Here is a 17,566-nt window from a genome sequence, read left to right on the forward strand (position 1 = left end):
ATAAATAATTCACATCAAGAGTATGGACCTTAGACTTTCTTACAGGAAAATCTTGAATGAAAAATCAGGATTTATTGTATGATAGTTTCTACATACCATAAAACGACAACTACAAAAAAGAAAGTTATTTCCGTGCCATTTGGCACGGAATAAAGAAAAATTATTTGTTCTGTGGTGGCCAGTTCTTTTCCATCCATCCAGGTATTCTTCCGGAGTCAGCAGGACCTACAAGCACATTTGCACCTGTTTCATCTTCCACATCACCCTGCAGACGTGCTGCAAGTCCTGGGAGAACTATAGTGTTATGTGTGGTGTCCTTCTTCATATCAAATCCGGAATCCTCGATAGCTTTCTTGACCATTGCACCGGTCAGTTGTCCACCTGCAACAGCAGCTTCTACACCAAGTCCATCGGTATCGATTGCCCATAGGAAGCAGTCTATCTTGTTGGAATCAAGGTCACTCTCTACTGTGTAGTATGTCAGAGCGAAATTGGTTGTAACAAGTACCGGTGAATCTGCGGTTGGGTTTCCTACCTTGTACATAGCAGGGTCAACTGCAACAGGCTTTCTTGGATCAGTGTAGATGGTATCACGAATGTGAAGTTCCGGAAGCATTGCGTATGGCTCTGTGCCGTGGAGAATCATTATGTCTCCGTACCTGATGGTGAACACTGAAGATACAACGGTTTCCCAGTATGATGCATCTACAGGATCATCGTGTGCCATCCATGCTGTAAATGGAACTGCCATTATAGGATATGCGATGTCACGATCGCCATCAATACCTGCCCTACGTATCTTAATGAAGTTGTTGAATGTTTCCTTTAGCTGTTTTCCGGTTGGATATGTACCAGGATCGAGCACGATCTTTTCAGTACCCATTTCGGCAAAGGTCATTGCCATTGACTTGAGAGTATCAAGGTCATTTGGTGAGAAAAGTGTTACAGGAACATCATATTCCAGAACAAGATCAGCTACCTGCTGCCAGTTGTCCTTGTTTGCTGCGTAGATAAGTGGGTTTCTATCCTTTGTAACCTCAAGACCTGCTTTGAGTACTTCAGGGTTGAATGAACAAAGTATCAAAGGAAGATCAGTTGTTTCTGCAACTTTCTTGACAGCTGCTGCAAATTTAGCAGGGTCATCTGATGTTGACCTTACAGCTACCATATCTACTAACAGGAAGTCACCGATATAGAATTTTCTAAAGTCCTGAATCTTGTTAACTCTCTCAACAAGATCTGCTTCTTCCATTGTGTCCCAAACATCATATGCTAATGCATTCTGGTTGAAGAATGTAAGTTTGTGACGGTAAAGTACATCATCTCCACCTATCTTTACGATCTTGTCTCCAACACCAATCTCAACTTCTCTGATCTCCGGTGCGAGAAGTGCGGTAAGTTCATCATACTTTTTCTTGAACTTGTCTACGAGTATTGGCTTACAATCTTCTAGTTTCAATGACCTGTCAATGAGGTGAGCTGCAAAAGCCATACATGTCTGTTCGCCACATTCACCACAGTTTGTAGCCGGTAAGAATTTGTAAGCTTCAAGGGGGCTGTTAATTTTCATTTATCACACCTCCGCTCCGATCCAGTTTGTAATGTCTATCTCGTCTGCCTCAATAGAACCGTAGAGCATTCCTGTAATTTCTTTCATGACCTGAACGGATGTTGGGTGCATCATCATGAACATATCGTTACCTGCAAGTGAAAGTGAAAGACCTGTGATAATTTCCCATATAGGTCCACGATATTCTCTTGGTCCCCAGTCAGAATCCTGGTTAAGTGGGGATCCGACCATCCATGCTTCACGAGCTCCCCATGCATTGGTTGTACCGGAGGACATTGGGAATGTGAGTTCATCATCGCCCATAAGACCTGCAAGTCTGATACGTTCCATGTTGGTGTATGCGTAGTCGAGACCATATCCGAGTGCTGCGGTTGTTGGGTCCATAACAATGCTGTCTCTTGGGACGCCACATTGTTTCATGAGTTTTCTGTTAAGTTCCTTCTGTGCATTGATCTCCAGTTGTGTCCATGAAAGTACAACGTGACCGTAGTCAATAGCTGCCTTTGCAATTCTTTCATAGTCAAGGTTCAAGCTGGCAGATGCAAGCAATACACGCTCACCTTCAGATACTTCAGCAGCCTTTTCAAGAACTTCAGGGTCTTTCTCAGGGTTACCTGATCCACCAATAACGATTGGTACGTCTACTGCCTGAAGCACATCTTCTACAACCTTTGCAGCATCCCTTGCCGATGTGTCGTGGATGAGCGGGTCAGTAGAAATAAGGTGAATTGTTACCATATCTGCATTGAAATCACGAACAACTTTCTTTGCCCATTCTGCAGGGTCATTAATAACATCTTCATAATTGGACTTAACAGACTTTGCCATTCCGATAGGCATGTCGAAAACATCCATTGTAAAGTGATTTCGGTGTGGCATTTCAGCATCGAAATAGTATGGAAGCGCGTTCTCTCCACCAATTGTGACAGTGCTCTTTCTGGAACCTCCATCTGCTGCTGTTGCACCAATGGTGACTTCCTGGATCTTATTCTTCCAGTTATCTATCTTTGATACATCGAACTTTGAAGCGAGAAGTTCAGATGGTCTTGGAGCTGCTCCAAGAGCAGGAGTACCTTCTGGCATTGCGCCCATTCCAAAAGCAGATGCGAACAACTGCTCAGCCGGGAATCCAAGTATCCTTCCTATGTTCGCCATGTGTAAGGATATCTGGGATATCTCGCCACCTATGGCGTATGCGAGTGCCGGATTGAGACCTCCACCACCGCTGATGTCCAGTTCAATGTCACCTTCGATCGTAACACCTTCAAGTGCTTCGACGTTAAGGTCCTGCAACATATCAGTCAGTTGCGCTAACTTTACTTTCTTCGTCATGTGCATTCCACCTGTATAATAATATGAATTACAAACCTAATTTGCCTGCTATCTTTTCAATTTCCTGAACAGCAACGGAATCATCCGGAAGATCGAACAATGGCTCACCTGCAAGATCCCTCTCCGCGATCATCTCATCAACTGGCACCATACCAATAAGTTCCAGGCCGAGCTCCCCTGCTGTTTCAGCAATTACTTCACGATTTGTATCTGTGACTTTATTTGCAATAACATAGATGTTCGATACATCTGTTTCGAGTTCACCTACCAGATCCTTTATTCGTTCTGCAGTACGCATTCCTCTGCGCGAACCATCTGTAACAACCACCAGATCATCGACATTGCGGAAGATCTTCCTGCTGAAGTGTTCCAGCCCCGCTTCAGTATCAATGATAAGGACATCGTAATTGTTTACGAGCTTATCCATGATCCCGCGAAGCAGGTTGTTCACATAACAGTAACACCCAGAACCTTCAGGCCTTCCCATGACCACCAGATCATAACCGGGCATCTCCTCAAGTATCTCATAGAGTTTTGACTTGAGTATGGATTCCTTGTTACTGTCAAGTGGCATGTTGTCGCGTTCATCCTGCATGAACTGCTTGATGTCCCCAACAGTGCGGTTTACTTCACAACCAAGAGTCTCTGGAAGGTTAGTGTCCGGATCAGCATCCACTGCAAGGACAACTTTATTGGTTCTGGTAAGGTGGCGAATGAGAAGAGTTGTTGTAGCAGTCTTCCCTGTTCCGCCTTTTCCTGTTACTGCAATAATTTTAGCCACAGAAAGCCCCTTTAGTCCATTTTCTTGATGATCACTCTGTCAACACTGATCTTTGCGTTCTTGAGTATCACCTTTACACCACCAGATCCACCGCCGCCTATCATAGGTCCGGATGGTGCGAAGTTTGTTGGCATCTGCATCATCTGTGGAGCTGCAAATCCTGCCTGTGGTGCTGCAGGTGCTTCTTCTTCCTCAGCTTCCTCTTCTTCCTCCACCCATCTTTCGAGTATTGGGTGGTTCTTCTCTTTAAGGAAGTTCCTGAGTGAGTCAATGTCTGCTGCATCCTCTTCGGTTGCGATCATGTCACGGATGTAATCAGGAATATCTTCTGATACCTTGTCCTTAAGCATCTTTGGCATCCAGACAACTCTGTCCCAGCCACCATCGGCCTGGATGAACTTTGGTGAACGGAAGTAGTTTATACCGATTCCGAGGAAACCGACAACCTGCTTTCCACCACCAGTCTGACCTGCCATTGTTGAGAACTGCAGACCGTTTGGTGCTGTACCTGCAAAGTCTCTGTCTACCCAGCCGATACCATCGACTTCAGGAATGTAATATCCTACCACTTCAAAGCAACCACATGAGGTATGTGGATATTCCAGGAATGAGTGAAGCTTGATACGGTCATATTCACCGCTTGAAAGTCTTTCTGCAGTTTCATTGACACCGGTGTACTCACCGGATTCAGCATCAATTACATCACCTTTTGGAATTGCGAACTGGGGTCCTTCAGGATCGACCTTTGCTGCAGCCCTTCCATCAAACCAGTTGATAGCACCACAAAGTGCTATTCTGTCAGGTGAAATGACACAGACACTGGTAGGTGCAAATGATGCACAGAGTGAACATCCGTAGAATGTATCGACATCTTCATCATGAAGGTCACGCGTCCTCGCGTCCCTTCCAGTGTATATCGCTCTGACACTTTCGATCTCTTTCTCGATCTCAGCTTCATCTGTGATGTAGGTAGCTTCTACTTTCTCTATGAATGGAAGTTCATTCTTAAAGAGCATCATGATAGCTTGTGCAACGTGCTCTAATGAAGTTAAGCCCTTGTCCACAGCTTCCTTTCCTACTCTTACCCAGACATCGTCCCTCTGGTTCAGGTGCATCATACCCTGAATGTAGTTCTGGAATTCGTGGTTCCTTCTTTCAACGATGGACTCAAGGTCAGCTTCTACAAGTTCTCCTGCGATCTTGTAGACCATTGCAAAAGGATATCTAGATCCTTCTTCCATGTCAGAGAGATCTGGTCCTATAAGTGTGAACTTTCCATCTTCAACATCGTCCATGTCTGCTGCTCTTACAACCTCAAAACCAACGGATTTCGGACCTGCAAGTTCGACATACATGCCGTCTTTCCTAATTCTTTCTCCTTCAAACATAGGAGAGATCTCAAAAGGGAATTCATTTGCCATAGTTTATTCTCCAAGTATCCAATGTCAATGTTATAAATTCTCAATTACTTCATTAAGTGCTTCAATGTGTACTTCGGGTTTAAGGTTACCGAAGGAAAAGCTTGCATTCTGCATAAAGTGTCTTTCGAGGGTTACAGTCCTCAGATCAGTGAAATTCTTAAGTCCTGAAAGTACCTGGTTAAGGTAGTATTTCTTGTGACCGAGGAAAACTATGAGGTCATATCCGCCTTGTCCATCAAGCCCTGTCCATTTCGCATCCCCCAGGTAATGGGCAAGAGAGTGGATATTGAAATACTTTGCATCTGCTCCTTTATCAAGAAAACCTTTTATTGAGTGTCCTGTAGCTGCAACTGCAACTCCTTTGCTTGCAATTGCAATAGCTTTGTCCAGAAGTGTCTCATTTTTCATTACTTCTGATCCTACTATCAAAAGAGGCCTCTTTGCCTTGGAGATCATCTTACTAACTGTGGCGGGGTTGACCGGCTTTGCGGTCTTTGTACCCCATGTTGTATAAATAAGTGTGTTCTTTGTGGTATCTACCATTTAGCACTCCCCCTTGCAGAGCCTCTTAAGGTTTGTAGGCTGTGCGGCCACATCCAGTTTCATGGTTGGTCCGGAAAGTATCTTCTTCCTCTTCCAGTCGATCTCCCATCCATGGTCCTGCTCGAGGATCTTAAGGAGTTCCTCACGCTTTGCAAGTGGCAGGTCCGTTTCGGATCTGACAAACTTATACCAGTCTTCAGGCATATGTCCAAGGTACTTCTGACTCAGTTCCATGTAGTGGGTGAGCTTGATCATTCTTCCCATGTTGTTATCAGATGGACGGATACAGTTCTTTGCCAGCATAGGCATAAGCTCTTCAACAGTTTCAACAGTCGAAAGGAGGAATTCCGGTGAAGCAGGAATTGGCATTTCTGATCCATTCCTTGCGTCATATACCTTCCAGTCGTCTTCCTCGTATGGCTTACCTATGAGTGCTCTTCTGTACTTTGAACCATGTGGCCCGACTACGACAGGTATACCATATCTATTGCATCCGGTACCTATGGAAGCTGCCTTCTGAGAGTATGCGCCCCATGCAACACCTACTGCACCAATACGGTTCATGATGTAATCAGCAGTTTCTTCAAAGTTACCGGTGATATTACGCTGTGCAAATATAGCGGCTACTTTGATTGCGGTTCCAGTAATGTGTGAGTTTGAAACGCATGAACCTACATTTATCAGGTTTCCACCAAGGAACTTTGCAGGATACTTCTCATAGAGTGTTTCTCCACGCTCATCCTTGTACATTCCAAGATCCATTGCGGAACATCCTGATGTAACAACGATATAGTTTCTCTTGAGCATTTCATCTGCTACCGTGTAGAGGTCCTTGGTACCATCGGGGTAGTTGGAACATCCTACAAGTGCGATGATTCCCGGAGTGGTTCCGAGAACAAGGTTTACACCTTCTGCACGGATCTCAGGGTCACTTATCTGCCCCCTTCCAGAGCGGATGACGCCCTTTTCTTCACGGATAGCCTGCTGGGCAGACTTCTCGATAACATCAAGGATAGGAATATCCTTTGGACAGGATTGGTCACATCTTCCACAGCCAATACACTGGTCATGCAGAAGATCGAATTTTGTCAGGTCACCTGTTGCACCTATCTCCATAGCTTCCATTATTGGCAGGTTGTTTGGACAGACAAGTTCACATGCACCACACTGCACACATTTGTCAATGAATTCTTTGAGTTCTTCCTCATTTGGAAGTGCCTTGATTCCCATCTCCTCACGAATAGGTGCCATCTTCATGGTAAGCCTTGGTGCGACTTCTCCGAGAAGATCAAGATCAAGGATCAGTGCTCCTTTTTCTTTTCCACTTGAAAGGTCTTCCACAATGGCATCAGCACTATCCTTTGAGCGGTTCGGAAGGCCGTACATGATCTTATCATTAGTTGTAATAACAGGTATGGATAGCCTGCTTGCTTCTTTAAGCACATCAGCCCTGACACATTGTTCATCAACAACAATTACATCAGGAATCCCTGAACGGATCATCTTCAGTTCTTTTGCGAGAGTTCCGACAACCTTGACATTAGGTACACCGCCCTTGTCCATCTGGTAACGTATCATATCGATTGCAGTACAGCAAAGGCCTCCAAGCTCCACCTTGTCCGTAAGACCATGATCTTCCATGTAATCGATCATGTTTGCAACACCGGCAACATTGTGGCCGATAACAAGAAGCATAGGCTTTGTTGAATCAATGCATCCCATACCGATCTCTGCAAGAGGTGCATCCGGGTCGGATTTTGGCATCCCAAGACAGGATATCTGTGCAAGATCGGATATTTCCATTCCTACGTGGTCAAGCATTCCACCATGAAGTGCCTTTGACTCAAAGTCAATTGCAGCTCCTTCCTGTCCCATATGCACTGTTGCGAGCAGCTGGGTAATCTGTTCTTCAACATACTCGATAGCAGCTTCAAGATCACCAAGTGTCTTTGGCTCAATACCTGTTACTGTCTGAACATTAGGTGCAAGAAGGTTTGATGGCCCTACATCTATCGGATGATCCTTTCCATACTTGTCTATAAGATAGTGAAGAAGATGTCTGCCATGCCCTGAGTGTGCAGCAGCTCCTGTAATTACCCTGAGCAGGAATTCACGTGCCTGGTGACCTTCCATATTAATACCGCAGGCTCCCTCCTTGTTTCCTGTAAGATCACACTTACCGAATGTACAGTAACAACACTGGTCACACATAGGTGTGTAAACTGGCTGGTAGCGTGAAAGAAGCTTATGATCCCAATCCCTTAGTGTTGAAACTCCCGGTTTGGGGGTTAGTCCACCTACCTCTTCTTTTTCGTATTTATCCTCAATGGCACCGACTATCTTGCCAATTGTGATCTGGACGTTTTCCAGCTCTTCGATGGAAATCTGTCCTTTTGGTATATTGCTCATGTATGCTAGTCCTCCTTGCAAAGTGTATTACTAAACAACTCAGTCATATGATGATGTATTATTGTCTCTAAATTTCGGAATAAAGTTGAAACTGTTATTTTGGGTGTTCTAATAATACGTCCCCATATAAAAGTGTTCCCATTATTTATCATGATTATCTATGACAAATTGCCAGAGTTCCACTTAAAAACTTTATAGAAAAAAAACTAAAAACTTAAATATACGGTAATCTTTAGCTCAGATACACTATTTACCCATATAAATTTTCCGATATTTGTCACGATTGTTCCTTCCAACCAACAATAGTTAGTGTCGTATTTTAGAAATCGTTTTATCTAATGCAAATCTTATTGCAAAAGCAACATTATAATGGTGAATCATTTTGGACAAAAAATGCTGGATATGCGGCAAGGAAGAGCACATTCCCTTCAAGTGCCGTTTTTGTGGAAAAACATTCTGTTCTGATCATAGGCTTCCTGAGCAACATGCCTGTGAAGGACTCGAGAATTACAAACAGAATAATAGTCAATATAGTTCAGGTAATAGGAACTATAATAATGCAGGAGCTGATGACATCCTTAAGAGTATGCTTAAGGACAGTGCAAAGCATGCAGCAAAAAGTGCGGCTCATGGAATTGGATACAAGATTCGAAATTCAATAAAAAATAGCCCTTCAATGGCTATACTATATACTTGCATCTTCATATTCATTATTTCACGATTTAATCCTAATTTCATGATACTTAAATTTGCGCTGTTTCCACCTATTTCCAATATATTAACCCACCCGTGGACGATAATTACCCATATGTTCCTGCATGCAAGTTTCGGCCATCTTTTCTTTAACATGCTGGTATTGTTCTTCTTTGGACCCGAACTTGAGAGACGTGCAGGAAAGAAGATATTCCTTGATGTATACTTTGCAGCAGGGATAGTAGCTGCAATCGGCTATTCCCTGACAAGCAGTTCCGGCTTCCCAGTAGTAGGTGCCAGTGGTGCAATAATGGGTATTTTTGCAGCCCTTGCGATAATTGCACCTGATATCAGAGTCTATGTATATTTCATCCCGATGAAGATCATACATGCACTGATATTGTTCGCACTGCTCGATTTCATGCTGCTTGGTGCAAACGATATGATCGCACATACAGCTCACCTTAGTGGAATACTGGTAGGCATTCTCATGGGCATGAGAATAAAGAGGGCACAGCTAAAGTACCGCCCTTATGGCCAACAACAGTATAATAGAAGGTGATGCTGCTGGAAAGGGACATGAGTCATCTGACAAGACTTTTTCCAAGACCTCAGGAAGATGAGGAAATTCCGATCCAGCTTATTGACATTCAGGAAAAATTTGCAGGCTGGTCCCCTGCCTTGAAACGTTCCGTTTATGTGGATGATTACATGGAAACGGATGGCTTGAAACGAGTAAGGGAAGTAAGCTTGCTGAAAGTTTATAACTGGTTGCTGGATGGTGAAAGTTTTATCGAGTTATCTGACATGGAAAGGCAACAGTTTGAAAACATAATGGATATATTTATTAAATATGGGGGAGAAGTTCGGTACACGAGAAAGAAAGTTGCGGGGAGGCTAACCAATTATTTTCGATTAGAAAGAGGTTCAGATCCAAGGGCAAAAATTAAAGAAAAGATGCTTGCGGATAAGCTTTGATGCAATCCCATATTGCAGAATTCCCCCTAATCCTCGTAGTAACTATTATATGAAATTATAGTAATTATATAATCAAATTGCAACAGTTATATGAATTATAATATATGTTGTATCTTCAGATATGAACAGTTTACTAAATATCAACATCCATCCGTTAATTATCATTTATCAATTATTTATCAATTATTTATCATTATAGTGAGGTATCATGGCGACCGCAACGGTGAAAACCGGATTGAATTCCATTGTTAAGTATCTTAGTACAAAAAAGGAAAGTGGAAGACGTAGTATTGGCCTTCTTGTAGATGGGCCCAATGTTCTCAGGAAAGAATTCAATGTAGATCTCGAAGAGATCAGAGATGTGTTGAGAGAATACGGGAACGTAAAGATCGGGCGTGTTTTCCTTAATCAGTATGCATCAGACAAACTTGTTGAAGCAATAGAGAATAATGGTTTTGAGCCTATCATATGCTCAAGCGATGTAGATGTAAGACTTGCAGTAGAGGGAATGGAACTTATTTACAATCCTACCATTGACACCATTGCGTTGGTAACACGAGATGCGGATTTTAAGCCACTTTTGAATAAAGTCAATGAGCATGGAAAAGAAACCATATTATTTGGAGTGGAACCCGGATTTTCAGCTGCACTGAAAAACTCAGCAGATTATGTCATCCTCCTTGAGAATGATGAGATGAACTACTACGAAGATAACCAAAAAGACGAATAAGCTTAGATAAATATTCGGACAAATAAAAAAGAGATCATTAAAGATCTCTAATATCCTCGATCATCTCTTCCAGACGAACAGGTGGTATTCCTTTTTTTGCTTCGGTACAGTTCTTGACCTTTTCAAGAAGTACTGTAAGTTGCTCCCTTTCAAGCTGATATCCCATATCAGTCACAATTCCCTCAAGGGCTTTCATACCAGTATGTTTTCCCACTATGAGGCTGCGTTTGCCGCCAACCATTTCCGGACTGAACAGCTCATACGTCCGAGGCTCCTCAAGGATTGCGCAGACGTGTATACCAGACTCATGTGAGAATGCATGCTTTCCAACAATTGCTTTTGTAACGGCAGTACTTAAACCAGAAAATTCGTTGACCATCAATGAAAGGTTCAAGAGCCTGGAAGTATCATACCTTTCAATTCCATACTGGACGCGCAGTGAAACAAGTAACTCCTCCAGTGAGGCATTACCTGCCCTCTCCCCGATTCCGTTGACAGTGGTATGTAGTTGTTTTGCACCAGCCTCAGCAGCAGCTATTGTATTTGCTGTTGCCATCCCAAGATCGTTGTGGCAATGTATACAAATCGGAGTATTGACCGCTTTTTTAATTTCACTTACAAGATAATGTGTAGCGCTTGGATTCAGTATCCCTATGGTATCAGCTATGCTTACATAGTCAACCTTGTACTCTTCGGCAGCTTTAAATGCCCTTTTTAGCACCCCAACATCCGTTCTTGTACCATCCTCAGCTGCAAATCTGACACCAACACCATGGTCTTTTGCATACTCCACTGCAGACATTGCACAGGAGAACATTTCATCACAGCTCTTGTGATACTTGTATTTCAGATGCAGGTCGGACATTGCAATAAAGATACTGACAAAATCAACATCGCAGTCCACAGCTGCTTCAACATCACTAACTATCGAGCGTGCCAGACAGCATGTTCTGGCATTTAGACCCATGTTAGCAATTTCTTTTACAACAGCTTTTTCAGAAGGAGATACTACCGGAAATCCAGCTTCAATTATGTCGACTCCGACTGAATCAAGTTCTCTGGCAAGGGCTATTTTCTCCTCCCTTGTAAAAACGACTCCCGGAGTCTGTTCCCCATCGCGCAGGGTGACATCACATATCTCAATGTCAAGAGGTGGCAAGTTAAGATACTCGATCAGTTTATTCCTTGAATATTTTTCAATCTCTGACATGCTCTTAATTCCTGTTGTGACGAAAAAAACCCCGATACCCTATATAAGCTTTGGGATAATTAAGCTTTTTTAGAGTCTGAGGCACCGTTACAAATAGCAATACTTATTAAGCTCATATAAGGCAGCATATTTCAGTTTTTTGAGGATTGACTTTCGAAGGGGCTTATGCAATGAACTTGCGCCCACTGTTTAAACTATGAAAGTTTACTCTGCACCTTCTCGTAAAAGCCATTGATGGAACTGCTAACAAATCTTGCAGGATTCTTTGCCCTCGTGAGTGTGACAGTATCATGCTCCTTGATATTGTATGAATGCTGACCATCGATCACAATAACAGCCTCCTTCTCAGGAATTATCATTTCCACTGAGATCATGCTGCTGGCAGGAATAACCAAAGGTCTTGAAGATAACTTAAAAGGAGCCAGAGGTACTATTAAAGAAGCCTCCACCCTCGGATCAATTATAGGACCACCTGCACTCATTGCGTAGGCAGTTGAGCCAGTAGGAGTGGCAATAACAACGCCATCTGCACGCAACTCCTCTATCTGCGAATTGTCAACGGATATCTTGAAAGTCAGTATCTTTGCAGGCCTTGCAGTAATAAGAACAACTTCATTTGTTGCCGGAGGGAGTATCTTGTCATTGAATGCAACGCCAAGGCGTGCACGTTCATCATAACTGAAACCCTCAAGCACATTCTCAATAGCCTCAATGGCATCTTCCGGCGCAACATCCACCAGAAATCCAAGTGTGCCCATATTGATCCCAAGTATCGGCAATGGGTCTTCCATTTTGGATATATTGCGCAGTACCGTACCGTCCCCTCCGACAGATATCACCAGCTCGACCCCGGAACTTCTCATGCCCTCAACTGGCATTGCACGCTCAGAAGCTCCAATAAAATTCGCCGTTTTAGGGGAGATGACGATGTTAACCTTATCCTTAAAAATATCCAGGATATTCCGGACCATCTCTAAAGCATCTTCATGATCATATCGCGAAACTATCCCGATCTTATTTACTCCCATGTGCTCTCCCCTTTGAAAGTTTCAATAATTTTGCGTGGGAACATCCATTTGATGCAACCATATAAACTTTATTTACCATACTGCCTGCAAGTTTAAGGCCCGCACCATTTCCATCTGTAACAGTGCCCCCTGCCTCTTCAATGATTAACTTCCCTGCAGCAATATCAGTTAAGCGCAAAGACTCCCTCACATCGACAAATGCATCCAGTTTTCCTGCCGCTACATAGCACAGTTCAAGCGCTACACTTCCAAGTATCCTTATGCGTCTGACATTTTTGCACAGTGTACCTGCTCTGTCAACATGAGCTCGATATCCGTACACACTTATACAGTATTTACTTATGTCTGTCCCGGTAGATGTTTCTAACTGTTTGCCATTGAGGAATGCCCCTTTGCCTTTTTGCGCAAAGAAGGTATCTCCGCTTGCAAGGTTTTTGACATATCCGAAATAGGTATCGTTAATATCGTTGCGGACAAAAGCAATAGATATGCTGTAAAAAGGAATGCCAAATGATGCATTGTAGGTGCCATCCAAAGGGTCAATGATCATAGTATATTCAGGATCATTCCCGATTACCATCTCCCCGTATTCTTCACTCAGTATTCTGAATGATATACCTTCATCTTCAAGGATATTAAAAATAGCTTTCTCAGAAATGTCATCTATGAGCTTTGTGGGAGTACCATCAGCACCCATATAAATAGTTTTATTGGCATCGGGTGTTCCGACAATGTTTTCTATTGCACCATTTGCAGCATCAGCTATCCTGTCGCAAAGTGCAAGAAGATATTCGGCATCAGGCATAAAAATGTAGTAATGGGTATCAAATACCCATTGCCTTATTGGTCTTAGCTATGGATTTTGCACCATCAGTCTCGATCTCTGTCATGGCGCGTATTGCATCCACATTCTCAGGAATTACATCGGATTCCTGGTGGATTGCCTGGAAGAAGTAAAGTTCCCCCTCATGCATGGTAATGGATTCATCCCATACACAGTTCTCCCACATGTCACCTCTTGAACGTCCAAGGTCCTTGCCAAGCTCCATTATTTCGGCAGTTGAGGTTATACCCTGGCCGACAAATCTTATACGTGGCTGCTTTGCGAATAGTTCCTTCACATCATCAGCTGTGCATTCCCTCTCAAGTTCCATGTTAAGTGTGTGAAGGTGCATCAGTGTTGTTGGAAGTTTCACTGCAGTTGAAGTAATGTTGATGTGTGGTATTACACTCTTTACATCAGGACCGTGGTGTGATGGAAGTGTGATAGGATTTGGAACAATTGCATTGATCGGACCATTCTTGATATCGTTTGGATCAGCAGATCTTCTCATGAGTGTGACCCTAACCTTCTTGACACCATATTCCTGGTCAAGTGGATAGATAGCCCTGCAAAGTCCGGTTGTATTACATGAGACAACACGCACGAAATCCTTACCGAGTGCTCCTTCATAGTTTGCACCTGAGTTGAATGAGCAGCCCGTAAGATCATGCTTTTCGCCGCCCTGCCAGATAGCTTTTACACCAGCCTTTTCATAAAGCTCCTTGTTCTTGACCCCAACACCACCAGGCGTACAGTCCACAACAACATCAGCTTCTGCGATCATGTCTTCAACGGATCCAGCTGCAGATATGCCCCCATCCTTCATTGCATCTATCCTGTCAGCAAGGGTGTAGACAGCATAGCCCTTCTCACTTGCAATTACTGCTTCATAATTCGGTCTTGTCTTTGCAATACCGATTATTTCCATATCGTCCTGCAGACTTACAGCATCTGCCACTCTTTTACCAATTGTGCCGTAACCATTGATAGCCACTTTTACTTTTGACATCTAATGTACCTCTCATCCAATTTATCATAAGATGTTTTTATGATTCCAACCTTTAAGTTAAAGTATGAAATATTAACTTCGCGGAATGAAAAATTTATACATATATACTTATTTTGCAAGTATTATAGTTTCCCCTTTTGTTAGGTCTACTTCCTTTATAGTGCCACTGACAATTTGCCTGTCGCCAAGTATACCATAAAGCTCAATGGAATCCCCATCCACTATTATCCGGGTGACTGACTCCATAATGGACTTACGTTCATCCCCATCTACAAGTATAGCATTAAGTTCGCACATATTTTTACTCCTTATTCGAACAGACGTGCAACCGAACAGTCCCTGGGCGCACCTATGTCCTCCCCCACAGGGTCACATTTAACCTTTAATAAATAGGCTATAGGTCTATAACTCTCTTCTGACAGAGTCTCATAATTAGCCATTCCTTTGCTGATTATAAGAGATGCGTTTTCAAGAGCAACTTTTAATTCATCAGGTGCATCCTCAAAGCAGACACCAATCGCCTTGCAGCCTGTGGTAAGCACACGATCAACCATTTTATCGATGCCAGATTCCTCGACCTCAGCCATGGTCACATCATTCAATATAGGCTCCCCACGAACAACAAGCGTGATCTTGCCGCCCATCTTCCGGATTATCTCAAAGACCAGTGTATCGATGAGTATCTCCCCACAGTTATCTGCCAGATACACCACATTATCCAGTTTGTCCAGCATCCTGTCAGTATCATCTATATGAAGTCCAAGCTCGAAATGCTCCATGAATTTCTTGTCGAATTCCTCAATAGGAACTTTCAGTCCCATTACACCATAGTCGAAGTAATTTCCAATCACAGCAGCCAGTACCGCACGTTTGAATGTAGCGGCGTCATCACCATCACCATTGAACACATGTGACCTTATAGCAGGCAATACATTCTCGGCAACTCTGGTGCTAAGCTCCTTCTTTTCCCGATAAGGGTCATTGTCCTGGAGAATCTCATAGGTTTTCCGGTGTATAGGAGTTGAAAGTGCCGCAGCAGGCATCCCGGGTCTGTATAGTTCGTTAAGTGCCTCTATGCCCCCTCGAACGGCTTTCTGTATAAGTTCTTCGTCATCGGTGGACAGTTCAGCTTCGGCGTGGACTCGTGACAGTAAACAGTACGTGCATCTTGGATGGACTTTCATGAGATCATTCCTCTAAGGTTGGAAATCCTTTATTGTTTTATGTGAAATAAGGTTACCCTTTTGCAGGATGTGCATATTCCGGTTGAAAATATCAAATGAAAATGGAAAAAAGATACAATATTTATATTGTTTCATCCAATGAACCCCAATAAGCCTTCATCTTTAAATCCCATGGATAACTATAGGTCATTCCATGATAGAAACTGCTGTATTGTTTATTCTGAGTCTTGCACTAATAACCAAAGGTGCAGATTGGTTTATCGAATCAGCGGTTATAATATCTGAGAAAAGCGGCATACCAAAGATAATCATTGGTGCAACCATAGTCAGCTTTGCGACCACTGCACCGGAATTTGCAGTCTCGGCAACTGCAGCCTATATTGGTCATGTGGAGATGACCGTGGGCAATGCTGTAGGCTCTGCAATATGTAATACTGGTGTAGCCCTCGGCTCGATAATTGCTATAAAAGCAATACCTGTGGACCTGCATAGTTTCACACGTAAAAGTGGTTTTATGTTCTTGTCAGCACTGACACTTGTGGCACTGACACTTGATGGTACACTCTCGTCCCTTGACGGTGTAATTCTTTTACTGATATTCGTTGCTTTCCTGTACTATAACTACAGACTCCAGCGTGCCATATTCGATGGAGATGAAGATACTACTGAACGTACTCCCCTTATGGAAATGAAAAAGGAGATTCTATTCTTCGTCCTAGGTGCCTTACTTGTTGTGGGAGGCAGTCGCATACTGGTTAATTCTGGAATCACCATTGCGGAATGGCTGGGCGTTCCTGAAATGATTATTGCACTGACCCTTGTGGCACTGGGAACATCCCTTCCTGAAATAATAACGGCAATTTCTGCCACCAGGAAAGGACATCAGGATATCTCCCTGGGCAATATCCTGGGCGCAAATACAATGGACATAGCTCTTATTCTGGGCGCTTCCTCACAGATCACCCCTCTGAAGATCCTCCCACAGTCATTAGCATATGATTTTCCGGCAATGCTGGTAATAATGGCACTGTTGATAATCTTCGGCATCACAAAGAAAAGACTTGATCGCTGGGAAGGTGCTGTGATAGTTATTGCATACCTGGCATACCTTGCAGGGCTTTTTACCTATTTCATCTGATTCCTTTTTTCTTTTTTAAATGTGACATATTTTCGTTTTTATTCTTGTTTTTCCGTTTCTTAAAATTACAGTAGAATGCTATTCCTTAAATATGATAATTACCATCAGTAATAATCATGCAACTTCCAACACCTGCTGATCTAAAACGCAAGAGAATGGAACTGGGACTAACGCAGAGTGATCTTGCCAGAAGTGCAGGTGTAAGCCAGCCACTCATCGCCAGGATAGAATCTGGAGATGTGGACCCAAGACTGTCCACACTCAGGAAGATCATAGAAGTTTTTGAAAATGTCGAGAAGGAAGATGTATGTGTAAAAGACATCATGAACTCAACTGTCATCTCAGTTTCTCCCGAACAACATGTTGATGCAGCGGTTCATATCATGAAGGAGTATGGCATTTCACAGATCCCGGTCATTTCAGACGGAGTTTCATTCGGAAGTATTTCAGAGGAAATGATCGTAAAATCCCTTTCTGACAAGAAGAAAGCCTTTGTCTCAAACATGCAGATCAAAGAAATAATGGGAGATCCATTTCCTACTGTTTCTACGAATTCGGATATCAAGACTGTTTCCTATATACTTGAAACAAATCCTGCGATCCTTGTTATTGAAAATGGTCAGGCCATAGGTGTTGTGACAAAGCATGATGTCATGAAGTTACTAAGCTCATAATATAGGGGTCTGGCTAAAGTTAAATAATAGGCTTGCATAAACA

At 43.0% G+C, this 17,566-nt stretch carries 17 protein-coding genes; 5 read left to right on the forward strand and 12 right to left on the reverse strand.

The annotated features are described in order from the left end of the window. Positions 1-160 precede the first annotated feature (160 nt). From acsC to cdhA, 6 genes are read right to left on the reverse strand one after another with little or no spacing between them, the layout of a single operon-like run. A complete protein-coding gene (acsC, locus tag V7O66_RS06255; protein WP_406662266.1) occupies positions 161-1,570 on the reverse strand; it encodes an acetyl-CoA decarbonylase/synthase complex subunit gamma in 1,410 nt (469 codons plus the stop codon). Between the two features lie 3 nt (positions 1,571-1,573). Next, a complete protein-coding gene (cdhD, locus tag V7O66_RS06260; protein WP_406662268.1) occupies positions 1,574-2,902 on the reverse strand; it encodes a CO dehydrogenase/acetyl-CoA synthase subunit delta in 1,329 nt (442 codons plus the stop codon). Between the two features lie 28 nt (positions 2,903-2,930). Beyond that, complete coding sequence (locus V7O66_RS06265; protein WP_406662270.1) at positions 2,931-3,683, reverse strand: AAA family ATPase; 753 nt, start codon at positions 3,681-3,683, stop codon at positions 2,931-2,933. A gap of 11 nt (positions 3,684-3,694) precedes the next feature. Next, a complete protein-coding gene (cdhC, locus tag V7O66_RS06270; RefSeq protein WP_406662272.1) occupies positions 3,695-5,104 on the reverse strand; it encodes a CO dehydrogenase/CO-methylating acetyl-CoA synthase complex subunit beta in 1,410 nt (469 codons plus the stop codon). 30 nt (positions 5,105-5,134) lie between these two features. Continuing rightward, complete coding sequence (cdhB, locus tag V7O66_RS06275; RefSeq protein ID WP_406662274.1) at positions 5,135-5,647, reverse strand: CO dehydrogenase/acetyl-CoA synthase complex subunit epsilon; 513 nt, start codon at positions 5,645-5,647, stop codon at positions 5,135-5,137. Beyond that, on the reverse strand, positions 5,648-8,056 hold the full coding sequence (gene cdhA / locus V7O66_RS06280; RefSeq protein WP_406662275.1) for a CO dehydrogenase/acetyl-CoA synthase complex subunit alpha: 2,409 nt from the start codon (positions 8,054-8,056) through the stop codon (positions 5,648-5,650). It lies immediately after the preceding gene. A gap of 382 nt (positions 8,057-8,438) precedes the next feature. On the opposite strand from cdhA, the gene V7O66_RS06285 reads away from it, so the two are divergent. The 3 genes from V7O66_RS06285 to V7O66_RS06295 all read left to right on the forward strand — a co-directional run bounded on the left by V7O66_RS06285 (position 8,439) and on the right by V7O66_RS06295 (position 10,457). Continuing rightward, the gene (locus tag V7O66_RS06285; RefSeq protein WP_406662277.1) at positions 8,439-9,311 is read left to right on the forward strand and encodes a rhomboid family intramembrane serine protease; all 873 of its coding nucleotides are present in this window, start codon (positions 8,439-8,441) and stop codon (positions 9,309-9,311) included. Further along, positions 9,311-9,727: a hypothetical protein gene (locus tag V7O66_RS06290; protein ID WP_406662279.1), complete on the forward strand. Its 417-nt coding sequence runs from the start codon at positions 9,311-9,313 to the stop codon at positions 9,725-9,727. The genes V7O66_RS06285 and V7O66_RS06290 overlap by 1 nt, the downstream gene beginning before the upstream one ends. A gap of 208 nt (positions 9,728-9,935) precedes the next feature. Then, entirely contained in the window at positions 9,936-10,457 is a 522-nt protein-coding gene (locus V7O66_RS06295) for a TIGR00288 family NYN domain-containing protein (protein WP_406662281.1), read from the forward strand. 37 nt (positions 10,458-10,494) lie between these two features. Here the strand turns inward: V7O66_RS06295 and V7O66_RS06300 are convergent, their stop codons facing one another. From V7O66_RS06300 to V7O66_RS06325, 6 genes are all read right to left on the reverse strand, one after another. Further along, positions 10,495-11,667 carry a homocitrate synthase family protein gene (locus tag V7O66_RS06300; RefSeq protein WP_406662283.1) on the reverse strand — a complete coding sequence of 391 codons (1,173 nt, stop codon included), beginning with the start codon at positions 11,665-11,667 and terminating at the stop codon, positions 10,495-10,497. A gap of 194 nt (positions 11,668-11,861) precedes the next feature. Then, a complete protein-coding gene (locus V7O66_RS06305) occupies positions 11,862-12,695 on the reverse strand; it encodes an NAD(+)/NADH kinase (protein WP_406662285.1) in 834 nt (277 codons plus the stop codon). Continuing rightward, positions 12,682-13,500 (reverse strand): bifunctional fructose-bisphosphatase/inositol-phosphate phosphatase, encoded by an 819-nt coding sequence (locus V7O66_RS06310; protein WP_406662287.1) that lies wholly within the window; start codon positions 13,498-13,500, stop codon positions 12,682-12,684. The genes V7O66_RS06305 and V7O66_RS06310 overlap by 14 nt, the downstream gene beginning before the upstream one ends. A gap of 19 nt (positions 13,501-13,519) precedes the next feature. Beyond that, on the reverse strand, positions 13,520-14,527 hold the full coding sequence (locus V7O66_RS06315) for a type II glyceraldehyde-3-phosphate dehydrogenase (protein WP_406662289.1): 1,008 nt from the start codon (positions 14,525-14,527) through the stop codon (positions 13,520-13,522). A gap of 108 nt (positions 14,528-14,635) precedes the next feature. Continuing rightward, positions 14,636-14,824 carry a CooT family nickel-binding protein gene (locus tag V7O66_RS06320; protein WP_406662291.1) on the reverse strand — a complete coding sequence of 63 codons (189 nt, stop codon included), beginning with the start codon at positions 14,822-14,824 and terminating at the stop codon, positions 14,636-14,638. Between the two features lie 11 nt (positions 14,825-14,835). Continuing rightward, on the reverse strand, positions 14,836-15,711 hold the full coding sequence (locus tag V7O66_RS06325; RefSeq protein WP_406662293.1) for a damage-control phosphatase ARMT1 family protein: 876 nt from the start codon (positions 15,709-15,711) through the stop codon (positions 14,836-14,838). Positions 15,712-15,904: 193 nt separating this feature from the next. On the opposite strand from V7O66_RS06325, the gene V7O66_RS06330 reads away from it, so the two are divergent. Further along, complete coding sequence (locus tag V7O66_RS06330; RefSeq protein ID WP_406662295.1) at positions 15,905-16,849, forward strand: calcium/sodium antiporter; 945 nt, start codon at positions 15,905-15,907, stop codon at positions 16,847-16,849. Positions 16,850-16,965: 116 nt separating this feature from the next. Continuing rightward, positions 16,966-17,523, forward strand: a complete 558-nt coding sequence (locus tag V7O66_RS06335; RefSeq protein WP_406662297.1) for a CBS domain-containing protein — start codon at positions 16,966-16,968, stop codon at positions 17,521-17,523. Positions 17,524-17,566 lie beyond the last annotated feature (43 nt).

Origin of the sequence: Methanolobus sp. ZRKC3 (assembly GCF_045291275.1) — an archaeon.
GTDB lineage: Archaea > Halobacteriota > Methanosarcinia > Methanosarcinales > Methanosarcinaceae > Methanolobus.

Excerpts from the sequence above, each read along its gene's own strand:
- acsC (WP_406662266.1), bottom strand. The coding sequence starts at position 1,570 with ATGAAAATTAACAGCCCCCTTGAAGCTTACAAATTCTTACCGGCTACA.
- cdhD (WP_406662268.1), bottom strand. The coding sequence starts at position 2,902 with ATGACGAAGAAAGTAAAGTTAGCGCAACTGACTGATATGTTGCAGGAC.
- cdhC (WP_406662272.1), bottom strand. The coding sequence starts at position 5,104 with ATGGCAAATGAATTCCCTTTTGAGATCTCTCCTATGTTTGAAGGAGAA.
- cdhB (WP_406662274.1), bottom strand. The coding sequence starts at position 5,647 with ATGGTAGATACCACAAAGAACACACTTATTTATACAACATGGGGTACA.
- cdhA (WP_406662275.1), bottom strand. The coding sequence starts at position 8,056 with ATGAGCAATATACCAAAAGGACAGATTTCCATCGAAGAGCTGGAAAAC.
- V7O66_RS06290 (WP_406662279.1), top strand. The coding sequence starts at position 9,311 with ATGCTGCTGGAAAGGGACATGAGTCATCTGACAAGACTTTTTCCAAGA.
- V7O66_RS06295 (WP_406662281.1), top strand. The coding sequence starts at position 9,936 with ATGGCGACCGCAACGGTGAAAACCGGATTGAATTCCATTGTTAAGTAT.
- V7O66_RS06300 (WP_406662283.1), bottom strand. The coding sequence starts at position 11,667 with ATGTCAGAGATTGAAAAATATTCAAGGAATAAACTGATCGAGTATCTT.
- V7O66_RS06305 (WP_406662285.1), bottom strand. The coding sequence starts at position 12,695 with ATGGGAGTAAATAAGATCGGGATAGTTTCGCGATATGATCATGAAGAT.
- V7O66_RS06310 (WP_406662287.1), bottom strand. The coding sequence starts at position 13,500 with ATGCCTGATGCCGAATATCTTCTTGCACTTTGCGACAGGATAGCTGAT.
- V7O66_RS06315 (WP_406662289.1), bottom strand. The coding sequence starts at position 14,527 with ATGTCAAAAGTAAAAGTGGCTATCAATGGTTACGGCACAATTGGTAAA.
- V7O66_RS06320 (WP_406662291.1), bottom strand. The coding sequence starts at position 14,824 with ATGTGCGAACTTAATGCTATACTTGTAGATGGGGATGAACGTAAGTCC.
- V7O66_RS06325 (WP_406662293.1), bottom strand. The coding sequence starts at position 15,711 with ATGAAAGTCCATCCAAGATGCACGTACTGTTTACTGTCACGAGTCCAC.
- V7O66_RS06330 (WP_406662295.1), top strand. The coding sequence starts at position 15,905 with ATGATAGAAACTGCTGTATTGTTTATTCTGAGTCTTGCACTAATAACC.
- V7O66_RS06335 (WP_406662297.1), top strand. The coding sequence starts at position 16,966 with ATGCAACTTCCAACACCTGCTGATCTAAAACGCAAGAGAATGGAACTG.